General features: G+C 73.2%; 17 protein-coding genes and 1 riboswitch. Of the genes, 7 read left to right on the top strand and 10 right to left on the bottom strand.

Going from position 1 to position 16,144, the window contains the following annotated elements; genetic code table 11:
* Positions 1–103: 103 nt before the first annotated feature.
* From AC060K_RS11085 to serC, 3 genes are all read right to left on the bottom strand, one after another.
* On the bottom strand, positions 104–949 hold the full coding sequence (locus AC060K_RS11085) for an MHYT domain-containing protein (protein WP_483765485.1): 846 nt from the start codon (positions 947–949) through the stop codon (positions 104–106).
* Between the two features lie 271 nt (positions 950–1,220).
* Positions 1,221–2,090, bottom strand: a complete 870-nt coding sequence (locus tag AC060K_RS11080; RefSeq protein WP_483765484.1) for an MHYT domain-containing protein — start codon at positions 2,088–2,090, stop codon at positions 1,221–1,223.
* Positions 2,091–2,148: 58 nt separating this feature from the next.
* Positions 2,149–3,282, bottom strand: coding sequence for a phosphoserine transaminase (gene serC, locus AC060K_RS11075; RefSeq protein ID WP_483765483.1), 1,134 nt, complete (start codon positions 3,280–3,282; stop codon positions 2,149–2,151).
* A gap of 158 nt (positions 3,283–3,440) precedes the next feature.
* On the opposite strand from serC, the gene AC060K_RS11070 reads away from it, so the two are divergent.
* From AC060K_RS11070 to AC060K_RS11060, 3 genes are all read left to right on the top strand, one after another.
* Positions 3,441–4,175, top strand: coding sequence for an iron-dependent transcriptional repressor DtxR (locus AC060K_RS11070; RefSeq protein WP_483765482.1), 735 nt, complete (start codon positions 3,441–3,443; stop codon positions 4,173–4,175).
* Positions 4,176–4,338: 163 nt separating this feature from the next.
* A riboswitch (cyclic di-AMP (ydaO/yuaA leader) is annotated at positions 4,339–4,528 on the top strand.
* 2 nt (positions 4,529–4,530) lie between these two features.
* Positions 4,531–5,289, top strand: coding sequence for a C40 family peptidase (locus AC060K_RS11065; protein ID WP_483765481.1), 759 nt, complete (start codon positions 4,531–4,533; stop codon positions 5,287–5,289).
* Between the two features lie 170 nt (positions 5,290–5,459).
* Positions 5,460–6,563, top strand: a complete 1,104-nt coding sequence (locus AC060K_RS11060) for a universal stress protein (protein WP_483765480.1) — start codon at positions 5,460–5,462, stop codon at positions 6,561–6,563.
* A 160-nt stretch (positions 6,564–6,723) separates the two neighbouring features.
* Here the strand turns inward: AC060K_RS11060 and AC060K_RS11055 are convergent, their stop codons facing one another.
* Entirely contained in the window at positions 6,724–7,221 is a 498-nt protein-coding gene (locus AC060K_RS11055) for a GntR family transcriptional regulator (RefSeq protein ID WP_483765479.1), read from the bottom strand.
* A 28-nt stretch (positions 7,222–7,249) separates the two neighbouring features.
* On the opposite strand from AC060K_RS11055, the gene AC060K_RS11050 reads away from it, so the two are divergent.
* Positions 7,250–8,683 carry a serine hydrolase domain-containing protein gene (locus AC060K_RS11050; protein WP_483765478.1) on the top strand — a complete coding sequence of 478 codons (1,434 nt, stop codon included), beginning with the start codon at positions 7,250–7,252 and terminating at the stop codon, positions 8,681–8,683.
* A gap of 16 nt (positions 8,684–8,699) precedes the next feature.
* On the opposite strand, the gene AC060K_RS11045 is transcribed toward AC060K_RS11050, so the two are convergent.
* The 3 genes from AC060K_RS11045 to AC060K_RS11035 are packed head-to-tail and all read right to left on the bottom strand — an operon-like array spanning position 8,700 to position 11,280.
* Positions 8,700–9,968 (bottom strand): aspartate aminotransferase type Ic, encoded by a 1,269-nt coding sequence (locus AC060K_RS11045; RefSeq protein WP_483765477.1) that lies wholly within the window; start codon positions 9,966–9,968, stop codon positions 8,700–8,702.
* A gap of 25 nt (positions 9,969–9,993) precedes the next feature.
* Positions 9,994–10,734, bottom strand: coding sequence for a hypothetical protein (locus tag AC060K_RS11040; RefSeq protein WP_483765476.1), 741 nt, complete (start codon positions 10,732–10,734; stop codon positions 9,994–9,996).
* Positions 10,735–10,779: 45 nt separating this feature from the next.
* Positions 10,780–11,280: an OsmC family protein gene (locus AC060K_RS11035; RefSeq protein WP_483765475.1), complete on the bottom strand. Its 501-nt coding sequence runs from the start codon at positions 11,278–11,280 to the stop codon at positions 10,780–10,782.
* Between the two features lie 140 nt (positions 11,281–11,420).
* Between AC060K_RS11035 and AC060K_RS11030 the strand changes: the two genes are divergently transcribed.
* Entirely contained in the window at positions 11,421–12,002 is a 582-nt protein-coding gene (locus AC060K_RS11030) for a hypothetical protein (RefSeq protein ID WP_483765474.1), read from the top strand.
* Here the strand turns inward: AC060K_RS11030 and AC060K_RS11025 are convergent.
* On the bottom strand, positions 11,999–12,613 hold the full coding sequence (locus tag AC060K_RS11025; protein ID WP_483765473.1) for a hypothetical protein: 615 nt from the start codon (positions 12,611–12,613) through the stop codon (positions 11,999–12,001). The two genes, AC060K_RS11030 and AC060K_RS11025, sit on opposite strands and share 4 nt — an antisense overlap.
* Positions 12,614–12,700: 87 nt before the next feature.
* Here AC060K_RS11025 and AC060K_RS11020 point away from each other — a divergent pair, with 87 nt between their 5' ends.
* Positions 12,701–13,507, top strand: coding sequence for a thymidylate synthase (locus AC060K_RS11020; protein ID WP_483765472.1), 807 nt, complete (start codon positions 12,701–12,703; stop codon positions 13,505–13,507).
* Between the two features lies 1 nt (position 13,508).
* Positions 13,509–14,087: a dihydrofolate reductase gene (locus AC060K_RS11015; RefSeq protein ID WP_483765471.1), complete on the top strand. Its 579-nt coding sequence runs from the start codon at positions 13,509–13,511 to the stop codon at positions 14,085–14,087.
* A 21-nt stretch (positions 14,088–14,108) separates the two neighbouring features.
* Here the strand turns inward: AC060K_RS11015 and AC060K_RS11010 are convergent, their stop codons facing one another.
* Together AC060K_RS11010 and AC060K_RS11005 are read right to left on the bottom strand one after the other, a co-directional pair.
* Entirely contained in the window at positions 14,109–14,525 is a 417-nt protein-coding gene (locus tag AC060K_RS11010; RefSeq protein ID WP_483765470.1) for a DUF6463 family protein, read from the bottom strand.
* 75 nt (positions 14,526–14,600) lie between these two features.
* A complete protein-coding gene (locus tag AC060K_RS11005; RefSeq protein ID WP_483765469.1) occupies positions 14,601–16,085 on the bottom strand; it encodes a xylulokinase in 1,485 nt (494 codons plus the stop codon).
* Positions 16,086–16,144 lie beyond the last annotated feature (59 nt).

Genomic DNA, 16,144 nt, shown 5'->3' with positions numbered 1-16,144 from the left:
GGCGCGGCCCCCCGGGCACTCCCCCCCGGGGCCCCCCGGCGGCCCGGGGCCCCCCCGGGGGGGGGCCCCCGGTCCGGCGTCGGGCACCGTCGTGACGCTCGGGTCAGCCAGGCTGGGACTGGCGGACCAGGTCGTTCTGGGTGCGCTCCTGCTGCACCCGCTCGAACTGCTTGCGCTCGAACTTGCGCTGCTGGAGCTTGGCCTCGAACTCCGCCTGGGCGCGGATCTCGGCCTCCGTGGGCCAGAGGCCGATCACGAGGATCAGCATGAACGTCACGACCGACACGCCCATGACGAGCGGGACCAGGAGCTCGGTGGTGCTCGCGCCGAGCGGGATGGTCTCGGACGGGTTCGTGAGCGAGATGCCGGCCATGCCCGTGAAGTGCATGCCGCACACGGCCAGGCCCATCACAGCGGTGGCGACGACCGTGGCGACGATCCCGCGGATGTTCACCGTGCACCAGAGCGCGGCGGTGGCGGCCACGACGGCGATCGCGATGGACGCCACGACGTAGGGGACGCTGTAGGACACGTCGGCAGACATCTGCATCGCCGCCATGCCCATGTAGTGCATCGCCGCCACGCCGGTGCCGGCGAGGACGCCGCCGACGACGATCGACGGCGTCCGGCCCTTGCCGACGTCGACGATGAAGAGGCCCGCGCCGACGACCACGACGGCGACGAGCGCACTGAGAAGGGTGAGCGGGACGTCGTACCGGATGATGACGCCCTCGGCGCCGAACCCGAGCATCCCGATGAAGTGCATGACCCAGATCCCGGTGCCGCCCAGAGCGACGGCGCCGAGCATGAGCCAGACGGCGCGGCCGGCCCCGGTGGCCGCCCGCGCGCGCGAGGTGCAGGACAGGGCGGTGGCCGCCCCGGTGCAGGAGAGGGCATACGCCAGAAGGGGCGTGATGATCCCGTAGGTGAAATGGTCGATCACTGGCATCGCAGAAAGCCCCTCGAAGTACCAGACGTAGGACCGGGGCCGTGTGGCTTACGGCCGCCGGGTTCTGTGGGTCCCAGGGCCGTGCTGGCCGTCGGGATCCGGTCACGTTACAGAGCGTTCACGGGGCGGACAATACGGAACAACAACGTAATCACCCGTCCGAACGGGAACATTCAGCCACGACTCGGCGGTTTGAGTGAGATTACGGTTGTGATGCGGCGAGGTCCATCCATGTGCTTGGGCTCCTGCGGGGCCTGACGTGATCGAGGGCTCAGTCGCGGCGTTCGAACGTGTCGGACGAGCGTTTCCGCACGTCGAACGGGCCCGCCTGCCGGGGGCGCTGCTCGAGGGCGACGCGCTGGATCTCCTGCTGCCGGGCCTTCCACTCCTCGAACTGCGCCTGCGTGCGCATCTCGCCCGCGCTGGGCCAGATGGTCACCACGACGACGAGGAGCAGCGTGCTCACCGTCAGGGCGGCGATGAGGGGCAGGAGCAGCTCGTCCGCGCCGACCCCCGCCGTCGGCACGGGGATGGGCGTGCCGGCCTCGTGGTGGGCGCTCATGGCCGACATGCCGGTGTAGTGCATGCCCGACACGGCGACACCCATGACCAGCGTGGACGCTGCGGCCGCGAGCACGCCTCGCACGTTCACGGCGAGCCAGAGGCCCACCGACGCGGCGACGAGGGCGATGACGACCGAGAGGGCGACGAGGAGCGGGTCGTACTCGATCGTCACGCCGACGTGCATGGCGGCCATGCCCAGGTAGTGCATGCCGGTCACGCCGAGGCCCGCGACGGCGCCGCCGAGGAGGACCGGGACGGTCCGGGAGCCGCCACGGTCCACGATGAACAGGCCCACGCCGACGACGGCGACGGCGAGCACCGCGCTGGCCAGCGTGAGCGGGATGTCGTAGGTGATCTCCGCTCCGGTGACCGCGAACCCGAGCATCGCGACGAAGTGCATGACCCAGATGCCCGTGCCGCCGATGGCGATCGCGCCGAGGACCAGCCAGACGGACCGCTGCCGACCGGACGAGACACGTGCGCGGGCGGTCGCGGAGAGTCCTGCGGCGCAGCCGACGCACGAGAGCGCGAAAGAGAGGGCCGGCGTGAGCAGGCCCTGCGAGAAGTGGTCGATCACAAATCCCCCATTTGTGCTAACATGGACAAGCGGCGCTTTGTGCGCTTGTCCTCGGGGGTCACTTTAGATGATTCTGGATCCAATCGATGGATGAAGTGAGCGCTGCCACATCGTCCGGCTCGACCGCGGGGAACATACCGACGCGGAGCTGGTTCCGGCCGAGCTTGCGGTAGGGGAAGACGTCCCGCACGCCGTTCTCCCGCAGGGTGGCGACCACGGCCTGGGCGTCCACCGACGGGTCCAGGTCGATGGTGCCGACCACCGTGGACCGCTCCGCCGGGTCGGCCACGAACGGCGTGGTCCAGTCCCTGGCCTCGGCCCAGGAGTAGAGGATCTCGGCCGAGGCGGCCGACCGCTTCACCGCCCAGTCCAGGCCGCCCTGCGCCAGCAGCCACTCCACCTGGTCGGCCAGGAGCACGAGCGTGGCGACCGCCGGGGTGTTGAGCGTCTGGTCGGCGCGGGAGTTCTCCAGCGCGGTGGTCAGCGAGAGGAACTCGGGGACCCAGCGCCCGCTGCCCTCGATCCGGGCGGCCCGCGCCACGGCGTCGGGCGACAGGACCGCCAGCCACAGGCCGCCGTCGGCCGCGAACACCTTCTGGGGGGCGAAGTAGTAGACGTCGGTCTCCGTGAGGTCTACCGGGAGGGCGCCCGCGCCCGAGGTGGCGTCGACGAGGAGGAGCGGGCCGTCGCCGGTGCCTGTCGCGGCGGGGCGGGGGACGGGCCGGCGGACCGGGGCCATCGCGCCGGTCGAGGTCTCGTTGTGGGGCGTGGCCCACACGTCCACCTCGTCGGACGGCTCGAGGTGCGCGACCGTGCCGGGCTCCGCCCGGATCACCTGCGAGGGCTCGAGGAACGGTGCGCGGGACGTCGCGGTGGCGAACTTGGCCCCGAACTCGCCGAACGCGGCGTGCTGCGCCCGGCGCTCCACGAGGCAGAGGGTCGCGATGTCCCAGAACGCCGTGGAGCCACCGTTGCCCAGCGCCACCTCGTACCCGTCGGGTACGTGGAGCAGCTCCGCCAGGCCGGTGCGGATGCGCCGCACGAGGTCCTTGACAGGCGGCTGGCGGTGCGACGTGCCCAGCACGTCAGCGTGGTCCACGAGGGCCTGGACCTGGGCGGGCCGCACCTTCGACGGGCCTGACCCGAACCGGCCGTCCGCGGGCAGCAGGTCGGTGGGGATGGTCAACGGCATGGCGGGCTCCGAGGGGCGCGTGCGGCGGGGGTGAGGGGCCATGTCGGCGCCCCCACCTAGACTAGGACGAGGGTCGGCGAGCCGGTGTGCCGGGTCGTCCGCCGAGACGACCCGCCGCCGACGGCGGGCCCGCGGAGCCGGCAAGAACGGGAGTGGACGTGACGGACCTGATCGACACCACCGAGATGTACCTCAAGACGATCTACGAGCTGGACGAGGAGGACATCACACCGCTGCGCGCCCGGATCGCGGAGCGGCTGGGGCACTCGGGTCCCACGGTGTCGCAGACGGTCGCGCGCATGGAGCGCGACGGTCTGCTGGTGGTCACCGGCGACCGCCACCTCGAGCTCACGGAGGCAGGGCACGACAAGGCGATGCGGGTCATGCGCAAGCACCGCCTGGCGGAGCGCCTGCTGACCGACGTCATCAAGCTCGACTGGGAGCACGTGCACGTCGAGGCGTGCCGCTGGGAGCACGTGATGAGCGAGCAGGTGGAGCGGCGCCTCGTGGGTCTGCTCGACCACCCGCACCACGACCCGTACGGCAACCCCATCCCCGGCCTCTCCGAGCTCGGCGAGGACTTCACGGACGTGCCGTTCCTCGCGGGCGTGGCCTCGCTGCCCGCCGTCTTCGAGGCGGCGGCGAAGAAGGGGGTGCGCGGTTCCGTCTCGGCGTCGCTCACCCGGATCGCGGAGCCGCTGCAGACGGACGTCGACCTGCTCGCCCGTCTCGCGGACGCCGGGCTGGTGCCCGGGGCCCGCATCGTCGCGACCCACGAGAACGGCGTCTACACGGTCTCGGCGGACGTGCCGGCAGAGGCTGTCGCAGGCGATCCGCTCGTGCTCGACCTGCCCGAGGACCTGGCTCGTCACCTCTTCGTGGCGGCTTCCTGACCTCGCACAAGACCACTTGGTGAACCGCCTCCGTGCTGCAGCACGGAGGCGGTTCTGTGTCATCACCAGTTATGCGACAGGTCGCCTTCGTGACGTGAACGTGACATTCATCCGAGGTTCCGGTACGTTCAGAACCGCTCCGAGGAGTTAATCCACCGGAGCCCTCGGACGGACGCCGAACTCTGTCACCGGCCGGGGCCACCACGACCCGCATGACAGAGGCGGGGGACCCACTTTGGGCGCCAGGGTGCGTCCTTGGGGTGAAGTCGGGCGGACTCTCGGGTCGCTCGGCCGGGTGCTTTCTCCCACCCGAACCCGACAGCTGACCTCGTAGGCGTACAAGGAGAGGTACTACGTGACCGCACGTACGTCTCGCGCTCGCCATCGTGCAGCGCGCCGACCTGTAGCTGGCCTTGCACAGAACCCGAACGTCGGCCGCAACGCGGCCGTCGTCGCAGCAGGGGCTGGGCTCCTCGTCTCGACCTTCGGCGGCGCCATGGCCGCCCAGGCCGCTCCCGTCGCCAACGACGCCGCCAAGCTGAGCACCGTCGACCTGTCTGCTCTGACGCAGCAGGCGCGCACCGCTCTCGCGGCCGCCCCGGTGGTCGCAGTGGCCGCCGACGCCGACCTCTCGGTGGAGCAGGCAGTCATCTCCGTGACGCCGGCCCCCGAGCCGGAGCCGGAGCCCGTCCGGGCAACCACCACGTCGCGTTCTACGACGACGTCGACCACCGCCTCGAGCTCGAGCTCGAGCAGCATCGGCGCGGCTGCCCCGGCCTCGGCCAACGGCTCCACGATCGTCTCGATCGCGGCCCGTTACGTGGGCGTCCCGTACCTGTCGGGTGGCACCACGCCCGCCGGGTTCGACTGCTCCGGCTTCACCTCCTACGTCTACGCGCAGGCGGGCATCAACCTTCCGCGCACGTCGTCCGCGCAGGCTGCGGGCGGTACCCGGATCTCCCGCGCCGAGGCGCAGCCGGGCGACCTCATCTACCAGCCGGGCCACATCGGCATCTACGCCGGCGGCAACACGATGATCGACGCACCGCGCCCCGGCAAGACCATCCAGTTCCGCGCGATCTGGATGAGCTCGCCGCAGTTCATCCGGTACTGAGCCGACCAGCGACAGCTACCGCCACCGACGCCCCGGTCCATCCCATGGACCGGGGCGTCGTGCATCTGCCCCCTCCGGGGACGGCGGGCGCCGTCGTGCGTGCTTCCCTGCCGGGGCCCCGCCGGACGAGTAGCGTGGTGGCATCACTCCAGAGAGACGCGGGAGGCGCGATGAAGCGACCGGAGGTCGTGCTGGTCGGGGTCGACGGCTCGGAGGCGAGCCTGCACGCGTTGGACTGGGCGGCGGCGTACGCCCGCCGGATCGGCTGGGCGCTGCACATCGTGTGCAGCTATTCGCTCCCGTCGTTCACCGCGGCCTCGCTCGACGGCGGGTATGCGGCGCTCGACGACAGCACCATCCAGGAAGGCGCCCGCGCGGTGCTCGCGGAGGCGGAGGCCAGGGTCGAGGGCTGCGGCGTACGGGTGACCACGGCTGTGGCGACCGGCGACGCGGCCGGGGTGCTCGTCGAGCTGTCGCGCGACTACGGCTTCGCCGTGGTCGGCACCCGGGGCCGCGGAGGCTTCACGGAACGGCTCCTCGGCACCGTCTCGTCGGCGCTGCCCGCGCACGCGCACTGCCCCGTCGTGGTGGTCCCGCTGCGCGAGACCAGGGGGCGTGGCGCGTGGGCGCCGCCCGGGTCCGACGAGGCCGCGGCGCAGGAGGCGGAGTCGGCCGCGGAGGCCTCGGCGGGCGGGCCGGCGCAGGCTGACGCGGCCGGTGGTGGCGCGGCCGGTGGTGGCGCGGCCGGTGGTGGCGCGGCCGGTGGTGGCGCGGCCGGTGGTACCCGGCCGTGGAGCGCGGTGCGCGACGTGCGCCGCATCGTGGTCGGTGTCGACGGGTCGCCCCAGGCTGAGGTGGCGCTGCGGCACGCGATCGCGCAGGCCAAGGCCTGGGACTCCGAGCTGACGGCCGTGGCGGGCGTCCCGGTCGGCTCAGGCGCTGGGCTGCTGGCGTGGCTGCCCTCCAACATCGACCACGAGCAGGTGCTGGCCGACATCAAGGCCGGGCTCGACGTCATCATCGACCGGCACGAGGCGCAGAACCCGGGCATGGTGATCCGGCGGATCGTGCTCGACGGAACCGGCGCCGAGCTGCTCACGGAGTTCTCCTCGGCGTCCGACATGATCGTGGTCGGGTCGCGAGGGCGCGGCGGCTTCCGCGGGCTCCTGCTGGGCTCCACCAGCCAGGCGGTGCTGCACCACTCGGCGTGCCCCGTGCTGGTGGTCAACCGCAACTGCGCGGAGTCCGACCCGGCGGAGGTCGCGCAGGCCTGAGCCGCGCACATCACTTCGGCACTTTGTCGGGGGGGGGGGGGGGGGCGGGTGGCGGCCCCCCCCCCCCCCCCGCGCCCCGGGGGCGGGGGGGGGGGGGGGCCCCCCCGCCCCCCCCCCCCCCCCCCGACAAAGTGCCGAAGCAATGTGCACGCACCCCTCCTCACGGCGTGTGGAGAGCGCCCCGGACCAGGTCGAGCACGGCGTCGTCGGACAGGCCGGCCGCGCGCGCCTCGGCGACCAGGGCCCGTGCCTGCGCGACGAGCGCCTCACCGCGTCCCGCTGAACTGCCTTCCCCGGTCGACCTCGCCCCCGCCGCTTCGCCCGCCGCTTCGCCCGCCGCTTCGCCCGCTGCTGCGGGTATGGCTGTGGCGGCAATCGGCGCTGAGATTCCCGCCATACCCATACCCACAGCGATGACGGTGCCGGTACGACGGCGGCTGGTCACCACCCCGCTTGCCTCCAGCTCGCGGAAGGCACGCTGGACCGTGCCGACCGTGCCGACCGTGCCGACCGTGCCGACCGCGACGCCGAGGTCGCGGGCGCGGTCGCGCGACGCGGGCAGCCGGTCGCCCGGCCGCAGGGCCCCCACCGCCACCAGGGCGGTGACCTGCGCGCGGATCTGCTCGTAGACGGGCCCAGCGTGGGCAGGTACCGGCAAGCCCCGCGCGGAGGGCAGGATGGTCGCCGTGACCCCGCCCGACCAGCGCACCGACGCCGATCTCGTCCGCGCCGCTGCCCCGTACCTCGCCGACTGGCTCCGCACCCAGGCAGCCTTCGCCCGTGTACCGGGCGTCCAGGCCGCGGTCCGGGTCGGGGACGACGTCGTGCTCGACGTGGCGCTCGGCGTGGCCGACGTCGCCACGGGCGAGCCCCTGCGCACCGACCACCTCTTCCGCGTGGCCTCCCACTCCAAGACGTTCCTCGCTACGGCCGTGCTGCGCCTGGCCGAGCGCGGTCTGCTCCGCCTCGACGACTCGCTGGGCGCCCACCTCCCCGAGCTCGACGGCGTACCGGTCGGCGCCGTCACGGTCCGGGAGGCCCTGGGCCACACCGGAGGTGTGCGGCGCGACGGCACCGACGCCGACTTCTGGCATCTCGGCGCGCCGTTCCCCGACCGCGCGGCCCTGGTGACCACCGTCGCTTCGGAGGGCGAGGTCTTCGGCCGCGGCGAGTACTTCAAGTACTCCAACCTGGCCTACGGGCTCGTCGGCCTCGTCGTCGAGGCGGTCACGGGTGTCCCGTACGCCGATCACCTCCGCACCGACGTCATCGCGCCGGCCGGGCTCAGCGACACCCACCCCGAGATCGGTCCGGGCCTGACCGGCCGGCTCGTGACCGGCCACAGCGCGCGCTCGGCCGACGACGACCGTCGCCTCCCGGTCGCCCACGTCCCCACCGGGGCGCTCGCCTCCGCGACGGGACTCGTGTCGACCGCGCGTGACCTCGTGGCCTGGGCGGGCGCGCACTTCCACGGCGACACCAGCCTGCTGTCACCGGAGTCGCAGCGGCTGGCCCAGCGCACCGAGAGCACCATCACGATGCCGCGCGGGCGCGTCCGCGAGTACGGCCTCGGCTTCGAGGCCCGCGAGCTCGAGGGCCGGCGCGTGGTGGGCCACAGCGGCGGCTTCCCCGGCCAGCGCACGCGCACCTGGTGGGACCCCTCGGGACGGGTCGCCGTGTCCGTGCTCACCAACGCGGTGGACGGTCCCGCTGACGGCCTCGCGGGCGGTCTCTTCGCGCTGGTGGTCACGGCCCTGGAGGGCAGGCTGCCCGACGGCGGTGCGGCCGCCCTGGGCGGTGACCGCGCCTCGGTCGCGGACGGGCGCGAGCGGTTCACCGGCCGGTTCGCCGGGCTCTGGGGGCTGGCCGACGTGGTGCTGCTGGGTGACCGGCTCTGGCTCCTCGACCCCCGGGCGGAGGACCCGCTGGCGGGGGCCGAGGCGCTCACGCCGGACGGCGACGTGCTCCGGCCGGAGCCGCACGCCGGGTTCCGGGCCGTGGGGGAGCCGGTCGAGTACGTGTGGGGCGACGACGGGCGGCCGGCCGCGATCGTCGTCGGCGGGATGACGAGCTGGCGGGCAGACGAGTACGCCGCTCAGCGCAGGGAGCTCCTGCGCTGAGCGGCGGGCCTCGACCTCAGGCCTGGGCCTCCGCGGCGGCCAGGAGCACGCACGTGGCGACGCCGTCCATGGCCTCGCGGACCTCCGCCAGAGGCGGCATCGACGGTGCGAGGCGGATGTTCGCGTCCTCGGGGTCGCGCCCGTACGGGAAGGTGGCGCCCGCCGGGGTCAGCGCGATGCCGGCCTCCTTGGCGAGCTGCACCACGCGGGCGGCGGTCCCGGGGACCACGTCGAGCGACACGAAGTAGCCGCCCTTGGGCGACGTCCACGAACCGACGCCGAACTTCCCCAGCCGGTCGGTCAGCACCTCGACCACGGCGGCGAACTTGGGCGCGAGGATCTCGCGGTGCTTGCGCATGTGCGCGCGCACCCCCTCGGCATCCCGGAAGAACAGCTCGTGCCGCAGGTGGTTCACCTTGTCCGGGCCGATCGAGGCGATCGCCAGGTGCTCCTTGAACCACGCGACGTTGCCGGGCGACGACGCCCAGAACGCCACGCCGGCGCCTGCGAACGTCACCTTGGACGTGGACGCCACCATGACGACCCGGTCGGGGTTCCCGGCCGCCGCGGCGAGCCCGATGGCGTCGGCGGTGGTCACCTCGTCGTCGGTGAGGTGGTGCAGGGCATAGGCGTTGTCCCACACGATGCGGAAGTCGGGCGCGGCGGTCGGCATGGACACCAGCGCGCGGGCCACCTCGTCCGTGACGACCGCGCCGTCCGGGTTGGCGTAGGTGGGGACCACCCACATGCCCTTGATCGCCGGGTCGTCCGCGACGAGGGTGGCGACGGCCTCGGCGTCGGGCCCGTCCGCCGTCATCGGGACGGGGATCATCTCGATGCCGAACGCCTCGCAGATCGTGAAGTGCCGGTCGTAGCCCGGCACCGGGCAGATCCACTTCACGGTCTCCTCGCGGGACCACGGCCGGGGGGACTGCGGGAAGCCGAATAGCATCGCGTACGCCACCGTGTCGTGCATCATCGTCAGCGACGCGTTCCCGCCGGCGAGCAGCTGCTCGACCGGGACGCCGAGCAGCTCGGCGAAGATCCGGCGCAGCCCCGGGAGGCCGTCCAGCCCGCCGTAGTTCCGCACGTCCGTGCCCGCGTCGTCGCGGGTGACGCCCTCGCCGGGGAGCGTGAGGAGCGCGTTCGACAGGTCGAGCTGCTCCGCCGACGGCTTGCCTCGGGTCAGGTCGAGCTTGAGGCCCTTGGCCTGCAGCTCGGCATAGGCCTGCTGGAGCTCAGGAAGTGCCGCGGCCAGCGCCGCGGCGTCAGGGGTGATGGTCACCTCGGAGACTCTACGCGCGTTGCTGTCAGCGCTGCTCGATGATCCGGGGGAACCGCTCCGGCGGAGGCCCGAACGCGTCCCGGGCCTGGTTGATCACCGTGTGCCCGAGCGCCCGCGCGCCGACGATGCCCACCACGGCACCGATCCCGAACGGGATGACCCGGCCCACGAGCAGCCCGCCCTGCTTCGCCAGCTGGCGACGGATGAACTGGTTGGTGAGCGTCTTGTTCACCCGGCGCAGGGTGGTCTGCGGCATGCTCGTCAGCAGCACCTTGCCCCAGGCCACACCGGAGCCGCCCACGGCGTCCTCCACGTCCTTGGCGCCCTTGTCGCCCAGCACCGTGGCGAGCAGCAGGGCGCGGCGCCGCGCGACGTCGTCCACCTCGATCCCATGGACGTCGGCCACGGCCAGCGAGAACGCGGCCGACGACGCGAAGAACGTCGCGATGTCGCTCGACGACAGCGCGAACCCGGCCGCCGTGCCGACTGCCGGCACGGCGGCCGCCGCCCCGATCGCGCCGCCCGACGCCTGGATCACCCGGAGGTACTCCTTCTCCAGGATGCGCACGAGCTCGGCCGGGGTGGCGTTCGGGTTCCGCTCGCGCAGCTGGTCCACGTGCTTGCGGACGGCGCCCGACGGGATCCTGACCGCCCGGTCCACCACGTTGTCCAGCAGGCCTGCCGGACCGACCCGGGCTCGGATCTCCTTCGCGGCCACCGGGTCGCTGTTCACCAGGTCCTTGCTGCGCGCGTCGTCGTGCGTCATGGGCTTTCCCCTCCTGTTGTCGGGTGCTGCTCAGGCGTCAGGTGCTCAGGCCTCGACGGGCGCCTGGGCCGGCGGGCCGAACTGGGCCGGCGGTACCTCGGCGCTCGCCTTCAGCGTGCGGCCTACTGTGCACGCCTTGTCGATCGCTCGCTGGGCGATGGTCAGCAGGCGCTCCCGGTCGGCGTCGTCCAGGACCGAGAGGTCGATCTCGAACTTCTCCGTGAGGACCGGGTAGCGGTCTTCTGCCAGGTCCTTGGGGTCCTCCACACGGATCGTCACCGCGTAGTCGTCACCCAGACGGCGGGCGAACGCCGCGTCGCTGCTCATCCCGGCGCACGCCGCGAGCGCGACCTTCAGCAGCTCGCCCGGCGTGAACACGGCACCGGCAGCGGCCGGGCCGATCTCCACCTGCGCACCGCGCGCGGAGTAGCCGCGGTACGTGCGCGTGCCGGTGCGCTCCACCCACAGCGGGTCCGTGGGCGAGGGCGTGACCGCCGGCTCGGCCTCGGTCGACGCGGGGAGCGTGCTCGTGGTCTGGTCCGTCATGACGTAGATCCTTCCACTGACCACCGACAGATGTCGGCACGTGAGACAACGCCGGCCCGGCCTCCGCCGTTCCCGGCCCGCCTCCCGCCGGTTCCCGCGAGCGGTCGCGAGACCTGCACCGCCGTCTGATGATCGGCTGTATGGCGCACTTCGAGGATCCGTCCCGCCCGGTCCCCGCCGACCCGGTGGCACCCGTGGTCGCCCAGGCGGGCACGAAGAGGATCGACTGGGCCCACGTGGGCCGCCGGGCGTTGTGGGTGCTCGTCCTGGTGGTCGTGGCCTGGCTCGTCAGCCTGCTGCTCGCGGCCTTCCTGCCGCGCTGGTGGGCTCAGGTCATCGGCAACGCTGTGGACGGCTCGTTCTCGGCGGGGGCGTGGTGGGGCCTGATGATCGGGGCGGTCTTCACGGGCCTGCCCGTGGCGGCCGCCGCGCAGGCGGTCCTCCCGGGCCGCGGCCCGCGGACACGGGCGGCCTGGCTGGTCGTGGCCCTGGTCCTGGCGATCCCCAACCTGCTGACCCTCGGGGTGGTCCTCGGCACCAACGAGGCTGCGCACGCGGGCGAGCGGATCCTCGACGTCGACGCGCCCGCCTTCCGCGGCGGCACCGCCTGGGGCGCCGTGCTGGGCGCGGTCCTGGCGATCGCGGTCGTAGTGCTGGCCGCGCTCTACCGCCGCAGGGGCCGGCGTCTCCGGGAGCTGCAGAGGCAGCACCCGGAGGCTTAGACCGCCTGGTGCACCGCCGGGTCCTCGCCCAGTGCACGGAGTGCCCGCTCCATCGAGGCGTGGGCGTGCGACCTCGACACCCGCCACACCGGCGGCACGATCGGCAGCACGGCGAGCTCGCTGGTGCCGTCGGCGATCACGAGGGTGGGCTGCGGAGCGCCCGACGCCACGCGGTCGACGACGGACACCCCGCCGGGCACGCGCCGCACCGTCAGCACGGGCTCCGGGCTCCGGCTGATCCAGAGCTCGACCTGGTGCGGGTCGATGCTCACGACGATGTGCTCCGACCCGGCGGGCAGGTGGCGGGCGGGCTTGCCGACGCGGCGTACGGCGTCGCGCATCTCGCTCGCGACGGCGACCACCACCGCGGCGTCGGGCCGGGCTGCGGTCACGCGCCGGACCAGCCGGCCCACGCGGGCCTGCTTCACGACGACGACCACGGCGGCGACGACCGCCGCGGCCAGCAGCGCGACCACGAGGGTGGCGGTGGCCGTACCAGGCCCGCGCGCCGCCGAGATGATCCCGAAGACCACCACCAGGGCGAAGATGCTCGGTACGAGAAGCACCACGAGCATCGCTCGACGGTTGTTGCGCTGGCCGGTCTCTTGCATGGTGTCTCCAGTCGTGGTCCGCCAGCATGACAGGCGCGCCGTGAACTGGGAAGGGCTTCGTGCCGCGCGGAAAGTAGGCTGGCGGGCATGGTCGCGACGATTCCCACCCCTTATGAGGACCTGCTCCGCGACGTCCTCGAGTCCGGCACCCGCAAGGACGACCGCACCGGGACGGGCACACGCAGCGTGTTCGGCCGCCAGCTCCGCTACGACCTTGCGCAGGGGTTCCCGCTGATCACCACCAAGCGGGTCCACTTCCGGTCCGTGGCGCTGGAGCTGCTCTGGTTCCTCCGTGGCGACTCGAACGTGCGCTGGCTGCAGGAGCAGGGCGTGACCATCTGGGACGAGTGGGCCGACGCCGACGGCGAGCTGGGCCCCGTCTACGGCGTGCAGTGGCGGTCGTGGCCCGCGCCGGACGGGCAGCAGATCGACCAGATCGCGAAGGTGATCGACCAGCTCCGCACCAACCCCGACTCCCGCCGGCACATCGTCACGGCGTGGAACCCGGCCGAGGTGGACCGCATGGCGCTCCCGCCGTGCCACGCCCTCTTCCAGTTCTACGTGGCCGACGGCCGGCTGAGCTGCCAGCTCTACCAGCGCTCGGCGGACCTCTTCCTCGGCGTCCCGTTCAACATCGCGTCGTACGCGCTGCTCACGCACATCGTGGCGGCGCAGACCGGCCTCGCGGTGGGCGAGTTCGTCTGGACCGGCGGTGACGTGCACATCTACGAGAACCACGTGGACCAGGTGCGGACCCAGCTCGAGCGGGACCCCTACCCCTACCCGTCGCTGCGCCTCGCGCCGCGCGACTCGATCTTCGACTACACGTACGAGGACCTGGAGGTGCTGGGCTACCAGCACCACCCCACCATCAAGGCCCCGATCGCTGTCTGACGTGATCGGTCTCATCTGGGGCCAGGCGCGCGACGCCGCCGGCCGTCCCGTCATCGGCGCGGGCAACACGATCCCGTGGCACGTCCCCGAGGACTTCGCCCACTTCAAGCGCACCACGAGCGGGCACCCCGTCGTGATGGGCCGGCGCACGTGGGAGTCGCTCCCGCGTCGCCCCCTCCCGGGCCGCACCAACATCGTCATCACGAGCGCAGGTACCGTGCCCGACGTCGGACCGGTCACCTCCGGCGGGTCCGGCGCCCCGGGCGGGGGTCCGGCGGGCGTGGGGCCGGCGTCGGGCACCAGCGTGCTCGTGGCGAGGTCGCTGGACGAGGCGCTCCGGCTGGCCGCCGCCGCCGCCGGCGGCGACGAGGTCTGGGTGATGGGCGGCGTGCGCGTGTACGCCGACGCGCTGGCGCTCGCGGACCGGCTCGAGGTGACCGAGATCGACCTCGAGGTCGAGGGGGACGCGTTCGCGCCCGCTCTGGACCCTGCGCTGTGGCGCGTGGTGCGCGAAGGCGAGTGGGCGACGTCGTCGTCCGGGCTGCGCTACCGCCACCTGACCTATCTCCCCGCCAGATAGTCACCTCGTCGGACGGGCGTACTACCTCGGCACCAAGGCGCTCGTGCGGGCCGCCAGCCGTGCCCTCAGGTTCGCCGCGACCAGCAGCACCGCCGGCACCGCACCCAGGGCGAAGCCGCTCGCCGGTCCGATGAGGACCATGCACAGCACCACCCAGCCGAGCAGCAGCCAGCCGACGTAGCCCGGCAACGGGTCCTGCCGGTTCGCCGCGCGGACGACGAGCAGGCCCAGGATCAGCACCACCACGGCGAAGCCCCCGGGCTGGGCCCAGAACGAGGCCACGGAGTCGGCGCTCGCGGTGCGGTCACGGAGCTCGCCCGCGAGCCAGCCTGGCCAGTACGGGTTCATGGTGGCCGCGACGTGGAGCGTCGCGATGGCGATCAGGAGGATGCCTGCTGTGCGGGTGAGCCCGGTGCCGGGCGCGCTCGGAGTTCTCATGCGTCCAGCGTCGTGCGGGGGAGGGCAGGGGTGTTCCCCTCGCCAAGGGATCTGCCTCCCCCGCACGGGGGACTGCTACACGAGGTCGCGGACCGCCGCGTACTGCTCGCGGATCACCGGCTGCGGGTCGGCGTCGAGCGTGGTGGCGATGGTCGTGGACCACGCCGGCGCGTCCGCCCCGGGCTGGGACGCGGCGGCGAGGACCCACGCGGCCTGGCGCGCGGCGCCGTCGGCCACGTACTCGCCCGGCTTCGGGATCGCGATCGGGAGGCCGAAGACCTGCGGCGCGATCGACTGCACGGCGGGCGACTGCGCCGCCCCGCCGATCAGCATGACCCGCTCGATGGGGACGCCCTGCGCCCGCAGCGCGTCGAGGCCGTCCGCCAGCCCGCAGAGCATGCCCTCGATGTAGGCGCGCGCGAGGTGGGCCTGCGTCTGGTTCTTCAGGCGCAGGCCGTGCAGCGTGCCCGTCGCGTCGGGGCGGTTCGGGGTGCGCTCGCCCTCGAGGTACGGCACGAGCACGAGACCGTCGGACCCGGCGGGCGCCGAGAGCGCGAGGTCGGCAAGGCCGTCGAAGTCCACGTCGAGCACGGCGCGGGCAGCGTCCAGGACGCGGGCCGCGTTGAGCGTCACGGCGAGCATGAGCGCGTTGCCCGTCGCGTCGGCGAAGCCGTTGATGGCGCCGGAGCCGTCGGCCGTGCGCGACGGTGCGACGGCGGAGACCACGCCCGACGTGCCGATGGAGATCGCGATGTCGCCGGGCTCCATGCCGAGGCCGAGGGACGCGCCGGCGTTGTCGCCCGCGCCGGGGCCGATGAGGGCGCCACCCTCCACGGCTGAACCGGCCACCGACGGGTGCGCCACGCTGCCGGACTCGGACGCGGCCAGCACGCGGGGGAGCGTCACGTCGTCGCGCCCGAGGGCGAGCGCGAGGAGGTCGGGCCGGTACTCGCCCGCACCGCCCGCGCCCTGCGCGTCGTAGTAGCCCGTGCCGGAGGCGTCGGAGCGGTCGGTGAACAGCTTGTCGAGCTGCGGGCCGAGCGGCGACTCGCCCTCCGGGCCGTAGCCCGCGATGCGCCAGGACAGCCAGTCGTGGGGGAGCGCGACGGCGGCGACGCGGGCCGCGTTCTCCGGCTCGGCGTCGCGCAGCCAGCGCAGCTTCGTGATGGTGAGGGAGGCGACGAGGACGGAGCCCACGGCGTCGGCCCAGGACTGGGCGCCGGCCTCGGCGTCACCGTCGCCCAGCTCGGAGATCAGGTCGCGGGCGGCCTGGGCCGAGCGGGTGTCGTTCCAGAGGAGGGCGTCGCGGACGACGCGGCCCTCGGCGTCGAGGGCGACGAGCCCGTGCTGCTGCCCGCCGACGGCGATCGCGGCGACGTCGTCCAGCCCGCCGGCCGCACGAGCCGCCTCCTGGAACGCGGTCCACCAGTGCGTCGGGTCCACCTCCGTCCCGTCGGGGTGCTTGGCGGAGCCGGTGCGGACCAGCTCACCGGTCTCGGCGTCGCGGACGACGATCTTGCAGGACTGCGTGGACGTGTCCACGCCGGCGACGAGGGGCATCGGTGCTCCAGGAAGGGAAAGCGAGAGGGGGAGGGTGATTCGGGGGCTGGGCGACGTGA

This window comes from Antribacter sp. NEAU-D49 (genome assembly GCF_057158775.1).
This window is presented reverse-complemented; position numbering and strand designations above follow the sequence as displayed.